Here is a 12,627-nt window from a genome sequence, read left to right on the forward strand (position 1 = left end):
TGGTGTCACGGCTGCACGACGACGGCTGCGGCGTGACCGAGTTAGCGGGCGACGTTCGCGAGGCCGCGGCGTTCCCGTCGGAAGCTTTTGCCGCCATCGTGCACCTCGCAGCCGCCATCCCCCACCGCACGCCGGTGCCCAGCGCGGCTTTCCGCAACGTTAATGTCGAGGGCACGCGCCGGCTGCGCGAGAAATACCCGGAGGCGCATTTCGTCCTGGCATCGACCGCCGACGTGCGCCGCACGACGCTGTCCGATTACGCGCGATCAAAACTCGAAGCTGAGGCGGTCGTCGCCGGTGCCGCGTCCGCGTGCATCGTCCGGCTGCCGAGCGTGTTCGGGCCCGGCCAGCGCCAGGAATCGAAGCTGATTCCCGTGCTCCTGCGCCAACACGTGCTTGGCGCCCCGCCGCCGCCGTTTCTTTCCGACGACATTCGCGAATACCTCTGGATCGGCGACGCGGTCGACGCTCTCGCCGCCGCGCTGCGCGGCCGCGGACTGGTCGAGCCGCGCGGCGTCTCGATCGCAAACCACGCGCTCGCGCGGCTCGTTGCCGCGGCCGCCGCCAACGCCGCGCCGGACGACCTGTCTCCGGAGCACCGCCGGCTGTTCGTCCAACTCGTCCAGTGCGCCGACGCGCTGCGCCACGGCTCTCCGCGATGAAACTCTTTTTCGATCTGGACGGTCCCATCCTAGAGGTGAAGTTCCGCCATCACCGGGTTTACGCGGAGGGAATTCGCGCCGCCCGCGGCACCCCGCTTGACGTCGAGGATTTCTGGCAGCTCAAGCGCGAACGCGCGTCCGACACCGAACTCCTGCGTCGCAGCGGTGTAGGCCCGGAAGCGTTGGACGGCTTCCGCGCGCACCGGTTGCGGCGCATCGAGGACGACGCGGTGCTCCGCGACGACCTCCTGCAGCCCGGCCTGACCGAACTGCTGCCGGAACTCGCCGCGCAGCACTCGCTCTACTTGGTGACCGTCCGGCGCTGTCGCGATGCGCTGGAGCGACAGCTCGCACGCCTGGGACTCACCTGGCATTTCGTGGCCGTGCTCAGCGGACAGGAGACTGCGGCGCCGGCCTGGCAGCTGAAGCGCGACTTGATCACGGGCTGCGTGCTCCCTGCGCCCGGCGTCGACTGGATCATCGGCGACACCGAGACGGAAATTTTCGCTGGCCGCGCGCTCGGGCTGCGCACGGTCGCGGTGTGCAACGGCATTCGCAGCGAGGCCTTCCTCCGCGCCCACGAACCAGACCACCTTTTGCCAAGCGCCAATAAACTTCGAGAATTAATTCTCTCATAAAAATTCAATAATGATTATATACCCCAACCCATTCAGTCTAATATAAAATGCGAACTGCGATATAATATAATTATATACTAACACTTCGCCATTGAGTAGCGACCTTTCCCGCGTGAAATCGTTTCCCGAAACCGAACCAGCGCCACCCTCATCGGCTTTCGAACTCACGTCTGACATGCGGTTTCCTGAGCTAGACGGAGTAAGAGGGGTTGCCATCACAATGGTGGTGCTTTGGCATTACGTAGGCGTCACGCTACCCCCGAGCGGAATTGAGCAGCATCGCGACGCATGGGTCCCAACTTTTAAGCAGTCGCTGATTATATTCCGCAGCGGAGTCGATTTATTCTTCGTGCTTTCCGGTTTTTTGATTGGCGGCATTTTGATCGATAAACGCCAGTCAAATAACTATTATAAAACGTTTTACCTGCGCCGGATTTGCCGAATTTTCCCGGTTTACTATCTGCTCATTTCCCTGTTTGCTCTCGCAAAGGCATTCGATATGCAAGGCGAGCTGTTCAGCGGCCCAATTCCCGTGCTCGCTTATGTTGGATTCACACAAAACTACTTCATGTCCATCTTCGGCACCTACGGGGCGGCATGGTTGAGCGCTACTTGGTCTCTCGCGATCGAAGAGCAATTTTATGTCTTCTTCCCGCTCATCGTTCGATGCTCCCGGCAAGCCTTGCCGTGGATTCTTGCTGGCGGCGTGATTTGCGCGCCATTGCTCCGCATCTGGAGTTACTTCCACTTTGGGGGCGATGATTTTCCCGCGTATACATGGCTGCCCTGTCGTCTTGATGCACTCTGTTGGGGGGGGCTTCTGTCTTACGCATTGCGCACGCGGCGAGGCTGCGATTGGGTCGATCGTCACCTCCGTTCGCTGCGCTGGGGCTTGGGCTGTTTGGCAGGAGGTGCCGTGGCGCTGGATCTGGCAATCGCACGCAATATCGGATTCCATATGTCAATTTGGGGGCACACCCTGCTAGGCGCGCTCTACGTCTTAGCGCTTTTGTTAATTATTCTCAATGCTGGCAGTCCGCGCACACGATGGTTGAGGTCTCAGCCCTTGATCTGGCTCGGTCAGATCTCCTACGGTGTCTACCTTCTGCACGGGATCGTTGTGATCATCGTCTTCAAGGCGGCGGAACGGAATCGGGTTCTCGACAGTTGGTATAACGGGCTGCTGCTGGTCATTGCGCTGCTGGTCACGCTGGGCACTGGCGCCGCGTCATATTATTGGTTGGAGCGGCCTTTCCTTCGGCTCGGCCACCGCGCCACCTATACCTAACGCTGTCGCTGCTCGCGCAGTTCTCCCTTCTATCCAGTGTCGATCGCATTTCTTCCCCTTTTGGTTTCGGTAGCGTCACGGTTCTCTCGCAGACATCTAGACCCCGGGCGTCGGGGTCACTTAAGCAATGGGGCCGAAGGGGGCATGCACCTGCAGATATTGGAACTCTCCCATCCAATACCCCTTTGGTTGCGAACTCTGATGCGATTACGCTTTGCCTAGCGCCGAAAAATTTTGCTAAATGAACCCTCTCATGAAAATCCCGTTCGTCGATCTGTATGCTCAATATTTGTCGATTCGCCCCGAACTCGACGCCGCCATCGCCGCGGTGATCAAGGAGTCGGGATTCGTGCGAAGCCGGTTCGTCGACGAATTCGAGCAGCAATGGGCCCGCACCCTGGGCGTGAAGCACTGCGTGTCCTGCGCGAACGGCACCGATGCGCTCTACATTCTCATGCGTGGACTCGGCCTCAAGCCGGGCGACGAGGTGATCACCACGGCACATTCCTGGATCGCGACCAGTGAGACCATCACCCAAGCCGGCGGGAAGGTCGTCTTCTGCGACACCGAGGACGACACCTTCACCATCGATCCTGCCGCCGTCGCCGCCAAGATCACACCGCGCACCGTCGGCATCATCCCCGTTCACCTCTGCGGCCAGCCCGCCGACATGGACCCCCTGATGGCGCTCGCGCAGAAGCACAACTTGTGGGTGATCGAAGACTGCGCCCAAGCACACCTCGCGACCTACAAGGGCCGTCTCGTCGGCACCCTGGGGCACGCGGCCACCTTCTCATTCTACCCGGGCAAGAACCTCGGCGCGATGGGCGACGCCGGCTGCCTCGTGACCAACGACACCCGTTTGGCAGAATGGTCCACTTTGTTCGCCCGTCATGGCGGCAAGGGCGATCATGTGATGGAGGGCATCAACAGCCGGCTAGACGGCCTCCATGCCGCGGTCCTGAGCGCGAAACTGCCGCACCTCGCCGGGTGGACGCAACGCCGGCAGGAACTCGCGGCGACCTACACCATGAAACTTGCCGGCGCGGGCGATGTCCGCTGCCCGGTTATTCGGGCCGATCGCACCCACGTCTTCCATCTCTACATGATCCGGACCAAGCAGCGCGACGCGCTGCGCGCGCACCTGCAGGCCCGCGGTATCGCCACGGTGCTGAACTACCCGCGCGCCCTGCCGCTGTATCCGGCCTACGGCTACCTGAAGCACCAGCCTGCGGATTTTCCCCGTGCGGCCACGCATCAGGGAGAAATCCTCTCGCTGCCCCTGTATCCGGAGATGACAGGTGAAGCTCTGGACTACGTCGTCGCCAGCATTCGCGAATTCTACGCCCGGTGATTCTGGCGCACGTCACCACGCTCTACCCGGGCTATGTCGCGGATTTCGAGCGCCGACACACCGGGCTCTCCGCGCTGGGTTATGCGGAACACTATGAGCGACTGGTGCGCGACGCGTTCGGCTGGTCCAACCACCTGACGCGCCATCTCGCCGCCCGTGGCCACGTGACCGCACATTTCGTCGCCAACTACGCCGCGCTGCAGGCCAAGTGGCTCCAGGAAAATGGTGCGGCGTCCAAACAGGATCCGTTGCACATCGTCGCCGAACAACTCCACCGCACGCGACCGGAGGTGCTGTTCGTGGACGACTGCTACCTGTTCTCCCCGGTGCGCGTGCAGGCGTTGTGCGCGGAACTACCCTCGCTCCGTTTGGTGGTCTGCCACCAGGGATTGGACGGCGACCCGCGGCAGTTTTTTCCCGACGACGCGCTGGTGCTGAGCCCCGCCGGCCACCAAGTCGCCACCTGGCGAGCCGCGGGCGTTGACGCCCATCAATTCCGGCATGCCTTCGAGCCGGCGGTAAGGGAGGGATTGGAGACGCACGGTCCGAGAACCCCCGTCAGTTTCCTCGGCAGCTGCTCGCCCCTGCTGCATCCGGAACGGCATCGCTGGCTGGCCGCACTCGCCCGACAAATGCCACTCGAAATCTGGACCGACTCGTTCGCGGCGGTCCGTCCGCGGCTGCTCGTAGGCTCGCTGCGCCGTGGCCGCGCCCGTCAGGTGGTGGAGCATTTTTTCTCCCCGTTGCGTCGCCGCACCCACGGCCCCCTCTACGGGAGGGCGATGTTTGCCCAGCTGGCTCGATCCGACATCACCCTGAACTGCCACATCGCGATGGCGCAGCCCTCGGCCGGCAACATGCGCTTGTTCGAGGCCACCGGCGCCGGCGCCTGCTTAGTGACCGATGCGCGGCGCGACCTGGACGAGATCTTCGCGCTCGATTCGGAGGTGGTGACCTACGGCTCCATCGAGGAATGCGTCGAGCGGGTGCGCTGGCTGTTGGATCATGCTTCCGCCGCCGCCGAGATCGGCGCGCGCGGGCAGCGTCGCACCCTCGCAGCGCACACCTTTGCCCATCGGGCGGCCGAACTGGAAGGCCTGATCGAGGCGCGGCTCAAGGCAGGAACGGGCGGGCGATGAACGCCGCGCCATCCTTCCGCCTCCGCGCGCTGCTGGAGCGCATCCTGCCACGAGGCATGGCCCAGCTGGCAGGCGCTGGCTTTGCCAGCCAAGTCATTTCTCTAGCGGCGGTCCCGCTGGTGGCACGCCAAGCGGGCCCAGACGCGCTGGGGTTGCTGCAGGGGTATCTCACCGTCACGACGTTCGCGGCGGTCGTCGCGTGCCTGCGGTTCGAATACGCGTTGCTCCAGCCGGCCGAGGAGGCGACCGCGGTGCGCCTCGTCGTGCTGGCCTGCCTCGCGGCAGCGGCAACCGGGGTGCTGACTGCCGCCGGCCTCGGCGTCCTAGCGGCCGTGTTCGACACGCCCGCTTGGCACGCCCTCGCGCACCTCCGCTGGACCGTCGGAGGAGTGATCGCGATTTCCGGCGCCAGCCTGACCTTCACACAGTGGATGATCCGCCACGGCCAGTTCGACGGCATCGCCCGGGCACGCTGGATCCAGAGCTTTTGTTCAGCGGGGGCACAGCTGACCGCCGCGTATGCCGGCTGGGGTGGAGTGGGACTCGTGCTCGGCGAGGCTGCCTCCCGGCTGGTCGGTGCCTTGGTGCTCTACGCAGCGAGCGGCCTGGCCCGCGCACCGGCGCGGTCCGACCTTTCCGCAGGCGCGCTGGCGCACACGCTAAGGGAATACCGCCGGTTCCCGCTCGTCTCAGGCAGCTCGTCGCTGGTCAACGCGCTGGGGTTTTCCCTGCCGGCCTTCATCATTGAACGTTATTTTGGCCTGGCCGCCCTCGGCACATATTCCGTCGTCGAACGTGTCGCCGGCCTCCCCACGACGCTGATCGGCACCCCGCTGTCGCAGACCTTCGCCCATCGACTGCGGCAGGCGTTGGCCGACTCCCCGCGCGCCACGACGGAGGCGCTCAATGGCACGTTGCGACTGGCATGCTGGCTGGGGTTTCCCGCCTTCGCCGCCCTGGCCCTGGCCGGACCGCAGTTGTTCGCCTTCGCGTTTGGCGAGGGCTGGCACGACGCGGGCAGGCTCGCCCGCCTCCTCGCGGTGCCCTACGGCATCGCTTACGCCGTGTGGCCGGTGATGGTGACGCTCACGATCGTCAACCGCCTGCGGCTCCAGCTGCTCTGGGACCTCACGCGAACCGGCGCGATGCTCGGCGTGCTGGCGCTCGCCGCCCACGGCTACCTCGGATTCGACGCGGTGTTTTCCGCCATCGTGTGGTTGATTGCGGCGTTCGGGGTGCTCCACTATCGCCTGTGCCTGAAGTATTGCCGCCCATGACCCGCAAAAATTTCGCCCTCCGCGACCTGGCGCCGCCCGGCTTGATCCGGCGCGGCGGTTACCTGCTGCGTCGGTTGCGCGGCGACGGCACGGTGTTTGCGGGCAACTACGCCTCGTGGCCGGACGCGGCGAAGGCGGCCAGCGGCTACGCCGATCCGGCCATTCTCGAACACACGCGCCGCGCAACCGCGCTGGCCCGCGACAATCCCGCCCTTTTCGAACGCGATGCCGTGATCCTGCCAAGGCCGGACTATCCTCTTCACGCCCTCGCCGCCCTGCTCCATGTCGCGAACCAGCAGAGTGGGCGCCTGCGCGTGCTGGATTTCGGCGGTGCGCTGGGCAGCACGTTTTTTCAGCTCCGCCCTTTTCTTGCGCCCCTCCGCGAGGTGCGCTGGACCGTGATCGAGCAGCCGCACTACGTCGAATGCGGACGACGTGAATTCGCTGACGAACGGCTCCGCTTCCACGCCGACGTCGCCGCCGCGCTCTCCGAGGGAGAGAGTGATGTGCTCCTCCTTTCAAGCGTGCTACAGTATCTTCCCGCACCGCACGCGATGCTCAAGGAACTGCTGTCCCATCGCCCGGCATTCGTGTTGCTCGATCGGACCGCCCTGCACGTCGGGACAACCGATCGGCTGACCGTCCAGCACAACCCTCCGTCGATCTATCCCGCATCGTATCCGGCATGGTTTCTCAACGAACAGCGCCTAGTCGCACACTTTGACGCCGGCTACCGTCTGGTTTTTAGCTTCGCCGCGTCTGACTACGCGCTGCACCTCGGCCCCGCTTCCGTCTACCGCGGCTACTTCTACGCCGCTCTCCCCGCCGCCTGACCCTGCCATGGATGCCCTTCCCGATTTTTTGCGCGCCGCGACCCAGCCCTTTGTCGGCAAGCGCGTCCTCGTCACCGGAGGCATAGGTTTCATCGGCTCCAACCTGGCGCGCATCCTAGCGCAGGCCGGAGCGCACGTCACGGTTGTCGACAGCCTGATCCCCGAATACGGCGGCAACCTCGCCAACCTCGACGATGCGCCCGCCGGCATCACGATCAACATCGCTGACGTGCGCGACCAGTTTAGCCTCCGCTACCTCGTTCAGGGTCAGGACGTGCTGTTCAACTTGGCCGGGCAAACGAGCCACCTCGATTCGATGCGGGACCCGTTCACCGATCTGGACATCAATGCCAAAGCCCAGCTCGCGATCCTCGAGGCCTGCCGGCACTTCAATCCGGGAATCGAGATCGTGTTCGCAAGCACGCGCCAAATCTACGGCAAGCCCCAATACCTCCCGGTGGACGAACGCCACCCCATCCGCCCCGTCGACGTGAACGGCGTCAACAAAGCCGCCGGCGAGCAGTTCCACCAGCTCTATCACGACGTCTATGGTCTGCGGACGCGCGTGCTGCGGCTCACCAACACCTACGGGCCCCGCATGCGCATCAAGGACGCACGCCAGACCTTCCTGGGCATCTGGATCAAGCAGATCCTTACCGACATCCCGGTCGAGGTGTGGGAAGGCAACCAGCTGCGCGACTTCAACTACGTCGACGACGTGGTGGCCGCTCTGCTCAACGTCACTCAGCATCCCGACACCACAGGTGCCATCTTCAATCTGGGATCGACGGAGAAAATCTCGCTGCTCGACCTCGCCCACCGGCTCGTCGAGATCGCGGGGCAAGGCACCGTCGCCATCAAGAGCTTTCCCGCCGAGCGCAAGAAAATCGACATTGGCGACTACTACTCCGATTTCCGCAAGATCGAGGCCGCGATCGGATGGCGGCCGCAGGTCGCTCTGTCCGAGGGATTGTGCGCCACCGTCGATTATTTTCGCCGGCACCTAGACCGCTACACCTGACCCCGCATGCGCTGGACCACCAAAGCCCGCCTGCAGGCCTTTCTTGGCGCGTTGCCAGAACCGATAGGCAATCCCCTTTACTACGCGCTCCAGACGCTCAACGGCTCCTTCCGCGAAGCAAAGAACCGCATCTACCAGGACGCGGCGCTGGCGCTGGCCGAAAAGGCGACCGCATGTGGCGTCCAGATCCGAGGAGCCCGCGCGGTCGAGGTCGGCACCGGCCGGCGAGTGACGCTCCCGGTGTGCCTGTGGCTGATGGGGGCGGAACGTATCCACACCGTCGACCTGCACCGATACCTGAACGACCACACCCTCAACCTCGACCTGCGCGCGCTGCTACGGGACGAGGAATTTTGCGGCCACCCCCGCGTCGATCCTGCGCGGGTGGCCGCGTTGGCCCGCCTCGTGGAAGCGGGCGGCACACGCGACCAGCTGTTCGCGCTCTGCGGCCTTCACTACCTGGCGCCCGCGGACGCGACGCGCCTCGCTCTGCCCGCCGCGTCGGTCGACCTCCATTTTTCGTTCACGGTGTTCGAGCACATCCCGGCTTCGATTCTGGTTCCCTTGCTGGCCGAGGCGGCGCGGATCCTCCGGCCCGACGGCATCGCCCTTCACCTCATCGATCACTCCGATCACTTCTCCCATACCGACCGTTCGCTGAGCCCGATCCATTTCCTGCAATTCGACGACGCGCAGTGGGACCGGCTGGCGGGCAACCGCTACATGTTCATGAACCGCTTGCGCGCCGACGACTACGAGAGCCTCTACGCTCGCGCCGGCCACGACGTCATCCACCACGAGTGTCACCCGGACGGGCAAGTGCGCGCCGCCCTCCGGGCGGGAAATATCCGCCTCGCGCCCCGCTTCGCCGACAAACCGCACGACATCCTCGCCGGCATGAGTTCGTGGATCGGCTCGCGGAAACGCCGAGCCTAATCGACCCGCGGCCACGCGCGGCGCTTTGCGGCTTGCGCGCTTCCGCGCGTTCCGGCTCAACGCCCTCTCCCCCCATGGTTTCGATCCTGATCAACGACTTCTCCCGCGTTCCGGCTCCGGTGCGTCAGCAACTGCTGGATGCAGCCGCCGGCGTCATCCAGTCGGGATGGTTCATCCTCGGCGAGAACGTCACCGCCTTTGAGCGAGAATGGGCGGCCTACTGCGGCACCGCACACTGCGTCGGCGTCGCCAACGGTATGGATGCGTTGGAGATCGGGCTACGTTGCGCGGGAATCGGGCCAGGAGACGAGGTGATCACGACTCCCCTGACCGCCTTCGCCACCGTGCTCGCGATCCTGCGCACCGGCGCGCAACCCGTGCTCGCCGAAGTCGACCCGGCCACGGGGCTGCTCGATCCCGACAGTGCGGCGCGCTGCATCGGTCCGCGCACCCGCGCCATTCTGCTCGTGCACCTCTATGGCCAAATCCGCCAGATGGGCCGATGGCAGGAGCTATGCCGGGAACGAAGCTTGTTGCTCCTCGAGGACGCCGCCCAAGCCCATGGCGCGCGGGCGGGCGGGATTTCCGCCGGCAGTTTCGGCTGCTGGGCCGGCTTCAGCTTCTATCCGACGAAGAATCTCGGCGCGATCGGCGACGCGGGGGCGCTCTGCACCAACGACGCGGCGGTGGCAGCCCAGGCCGCCCAACTGCGCAACTACGGACAGAGCGACCGGTATCACCACCCCCTACCAGGCCTGAACAGCCGCTTGGACGAACTGCACGCCGCCATGCTGCGACGGTTGCTCGAACATCTTCCCGCGGCGACGCGGCGCCGCCAGGAGATCGCCGCGCGCTACCACGCCGGTGTCCGTAATACCGAGATTACGTTGCTTGCAGCCCCGGAGGAGTTCTCGAGCCACGTTTACCATCTCTTCGTCGTGCGCACTGCGCGCCGCGACGCGCTGGCGGCTCACCTACGCACCCGCGGCATCCAGTCACTGATCCACTACCCGATCGGCGTCCATCTCCAGCCGCCCACCCGCGAGCTGCGCCGTGACCCGGCGGGATTGGCGGTGGCGGACGAATTTTCGGCCACCTGCCTTTCGATTCCCTGCCATCCTTATCTGACCGACGGCGAGATCGAGCAGGTGATCGACGCGTTGAACTCGTTCCGCTGATGGAACACTACGTCACGCTGTTCGATCGCAACTTCCTTCCGCAGGGGCTGGCGCTGCTTGATTCCCTGCGCCGAACCTCCGGCGCGCCCTTCCGTCTCTGGATCCTGTGCCTGGACCAGGAGACGCACGAACTGCTCACCCGCCTCGGCGCGCCGGAAGCGCAGCTGCTCGCGCTGCCCGAGTGCGAGACGCCCGCCCTGCGGCAAGCCCGGGCGAACCGCAGTTACGGCGAATACTGCTGGACGCTGGCCTCGCACGCTTTCTCGTTCGTGTTTGACCGAGCGCCTGCGGTGACGCGGCTGACGTATCTGGACGCTGACGTCTATTTTCTCGCCGATCCGGCATCGCTGCTGCGCGAGTTCGCCGAGACCGGCAAGCAGGTGATGATCACCGAGCACGCCTACGCCCCCGAGTGGTCGCACTTCACCCGCACCGCGGGAACCTACTGCGTGCAATTCGTCACATTTACGCGCTCGCCCGCTGCCTTGGCGCTGCTCGCCCGCTGGCAGGCGCAAACCCGGGAGCAGTGCAGCAGCGACCCGCGCCTCGGCGGCTTCGGCGACCAAGCCTACCTCGACGAATGGCCGGTGCGGTCCGGTGCACTCGTGCATGTCCTCGACCACCGCTACCGGACGCTGGCGCCGTGGAACGCCGACCACGCCGCACAATCGGCGGAGGCGCTTCCGCCGGTGTTCTTTCATTTTCACGGCCTGCGCCTGCTCGGCTCGCAGTGGATCCAGCAGGCCGTCGGCTATCCGCTCGCGCAGCCGGCGACCCAGGAAATTTATCGCCGTTACCAAGGCGACCTGCGGCAAGCCATCACCCGGCTGAGGCAAATCGCGCCCGATTATCGCCCGCGTCAAGCGCCCCGCACTTGGCTGGGTTGGATCAAACTGGGATGGCATTGGGCGCGGCGGCGTGCGAGCATCCGCGTCAATCGAGGATAATGGAAGCCTGGCGCAACAACTGGCCGGCCTTGACGGCGAACCTCCTGGTCTGTGGCTTCGGCCTGGGCCTCGCGTTTTTCGCCATCTGGCGTGCCCGTCGGCTACTGATCCTGCCGACCACGGTCATTGCGTATCTCCTGACAAACGCGCTCTTCACGCCGCTCCCCCTTTTCGTCCCCGTCGACGTGCCGTTCCCGACGGCGGCCGTCGTCTACGAGCGTCTCGCGATCGGCAACGCGCTGTTCACCGCGATCGCGGCCGTGGGCTTGGTGGCGCTCGCGGCGCGACGCCCGCCGGACGAAACCGCCCCACCCTCGCTGCCCGCGGTTGTGCCGCTCGGCCTGCTAGGTTTGGGATCCGTCTGCCTGGTTTTCTTTTTCTGCGCAATCCCGAGGTCTTCACGCTTTCGCAGGCCATGTATCGCGCGCCCTCCTACGACAGCTACTTGGAGGCCCGTAACGCGGTCGGCGACGCGATCAACAGCAAGGCGGCCAGCGGCAACGGCCCGCTGATGTTCGCCTACTCGTTTCTCTTCCCCGCCGTGCTGGCGGTGACCGGGGCCGCGCCGCGGCTCAGCGCCGGCCTCCAGCGCCTGATGAAGGTCTCGGCTTGGACCGGCATGGTGCTCGCAACCGCCGTGATCGGGTCGCGCATGATGTGGCTCTTCACCCTCGTCTACCCGATTTTGCTCTGGCGGTTCGGGCGGATATCCGGTGCCTCGCTCGTCGCTTGGATACGCCAGTCTTGGCGCACTCTGCTCGCGTGGGCGGCCGTGATCGCGGCCGGCGTGCTCGTGTTTCGCGCCACGGTGCAGACGGAAATCGACGAGGCCGCCTTCCTTCTTTTCGCCCGCATCTTCGTGGCCCCCGGCGCGGTCTCGGGCGGTTATTTCATGCTCTTTCCGGATTTCTTCGCCTTCCGCGGATTCGAGGGCGTTTTCATGATGCCGGTGCCCGGAGACACCGTCGATTTCAGCATGATCTCGCTCGCCTCCACGGGCATCGACTCGCACGCGAACGCGTCGTTCGTCGCCACCGCGTATTCGGCTTTCGGATTCCGAGGGGTGGCGCTGGTCAGCGCCACGCTGACACTGGTCGCCTTCGCCGTGGACTGCTGGCTCCGGCTCCAGCCTCGCCGCCTCGCCTCCCTGGTGCTCGTCGCGAATGCGTTTGGCATCCTCATGCTGTGCAGCGTGCCCTTTCGCGTCGCGGTCGTGACGAACGGCTACCTGCTCGGGCCGGTGCTGCTCTTCGCATTGCACCTGTTTGGCTGCACGCGCGGGCGGCGCACCCCGGCATCCTCGGCGCTGGAGGCGCGAGCCTCATGACACCTCCGGCTCCAACGCGTAGCATCG

Annotated in this window: 12 protein-coding genes; all 12 read left to right on the top strand. The window is 65.1% G+C overall.

Annotated elements, in window-relative coordinates; all coding sequences use genetic code 11:
- Positions 1 to 2: 2 nt before the first annotated feature.
- Positions 3 to 662, top strand: coding sequence for an NAD-dependent epimerase/dehydratase family protein (locus ACMYLB_RS18700; RefSeq protein WP_415908456.1), 660 nt, complete (start codon positions 3 to 5; stop codon positions 660 to 662).
- A complete protein-coding gene (locus ACMYLB_RS18705) occupies positions 659 to 1,300 on the top strand; it encodes an HAD family hydrolase (RefSeq protein ID WP_415908457.1) in 642 nt (213 codons plus the stop codon). The genes ACMYLB_RS18700 and ACMYLB_RS18705 overlap by 4 nt, the downstream gene beginning before the upstream one ends.
- Positions 1,301 to 1,412: 112 nt before the next feature.
- Positions 1,413 to 2,588 (top strand): acyltransferase family protein, encoded by a 1,176-nt coding sequence (locus ACMYLB_RS18710; RefSeq protein WP_415908458.1) that lies wholly within the window; start codon positions 1,413 to 1,415, stop codon positions 2,586 to 2,588.
- Positions 2,589 to 2,841: 253 nt separating this feature from the next.
- Positions 2,842 to 3,942 carry a DegT/DnrJ/EryC1/StrS family aminotransferase gene (locus ACMYLB_RS18715; protein WP_415908459.1) on the top strand — a complete coding sequence of 367 codons (1,101 nt, stop codon included), beginning with the start codon at positions 2,842 to 2,844 and terminating at the stop codon, positions 3,940 to 3,942.
- Positions 3,939 to 5,081 carry a CgeB family protein gene (locus tag ACMYLB_RS18720; protein ID WP_415908460.1) on the top strand — a complete coding sequence of 381 codons (1,143 nt, stop codon included), beginning with the start codon at positions 3,939 to 3,941 and terminating at the stop codon, positions 5,079 to 5,081. The genes ACMYLB_RS18715 and ACMYLB_RS18720 overlap by 4 nt, the downstream gene beginning before the upstream one ends.
- Entirely contained in the window at positions 5,078 to 6,358 is a 1,281-nt protein-coding gene (locus ACMYLB_RS18725) for a lipopolysaccharide biosynthesis protein (protein WP_415908461.1), read from the top strand. The genes ACMYLB_RS18720 and ACMYLB_RS18725 overlap by 4 nt, the downstream gene beginning before the upstream one ends.
- On the top strand, positions 6,355 to 7,191 hold the full coding sequence (locus tag ACMYLB_RS18730; RefSeq protein ID WP_415908462.1) for a methyltransferase, TIGR04325 family: 837 nt from the start codon (positions 6,355 to 6,357) through the stop codon (positions 7,189 to 7,191). The genes ACMYLB_RS18725 and ACMYLB_RS18730 overlap by 4 nt, the downstream gene beginning before the upstream one ends.
- A gap of 7 nt (positions 7,192 to 7,198) precedes the next feature.
- Positions 7,199 to 8,212, top strand: coding sequence for an NAD-dependent epimerase/dehydratase family protein (locus tag ACMYLB_RS18735; protein ID WP_415908463.1), 1,014 nt, complete (start codon positions 7,199 to 7,201; stop codon positions 8,210 to 8,212).
- Between the two features lie 6 nt (positions 8,213 to 8,218).
- Complete coding sequence (locus tag ACMYLB_RS18740; protein WP_415908464.1) at positions 8,219 to 9,148, top strand: methyltransferase domain-containing protein; 930 nt, start codon at positions 8,219 to 8,221, stop codon at positions 9,146 to 9,148.
- A 74-nt stretch (positions 9,149 to 9,222) separates the two neighbouring features.
- The gene (locus ACMYLB_RS18745; RefSeq protein ID WP_415908465.1) at positions 9,223 to 10,326 is read left to right on the top strand and encodes a DegT/DnrJ/EryC1/StrS family aminotransferase; all 1,104 of its coding nucleotides are present in this window, start codon (positions 9,223 to 9,225) and stop codon (positions 10,324 to 10,326) included.
- Positions 10,326 to 11,273: a putative nucleotide-diphospho-sugar transferase gene (locus tag ACMYLB_RS18750; RefSeq protein WP_415908466.1), complete on the top strand. Its 948-nt coding sequence runs from the start codon at positions 10,326 to 10,328 to the stop codon at positions 11,271 to 11,273. The genes ACMYLB_RS18745 and ACMYLB_RS18750 overlap by 1 nt, the downstream gene beginning before the upstream one ends.
- A 415-nt stretch (positions 11,274 to 11,688) precedes the next feature.
- Positions 11,689 to 12,600 (top strand): hypothetical protein, encoded by a 912-nt coding sequence (locus tag ACMYLB_RS18755; protein WP_415908467.1) that lies wholly within the window; start codon positions 11,689 to 11,691, stop codon positions 12,598 to 12,600.
- Positions 12,601 to 12,627 lie beyond the last annotated feature (27 nt).

Origin of the sequence: Oleiharenicola sp. Vm1, from assembly GCF_047777955.1 — a bacterium.
Lineage (GTDB): Bacteria > Verrucomicrobiota > Verrucomicrobiia > Opitutales > Opitutaceae > Didemnitutus.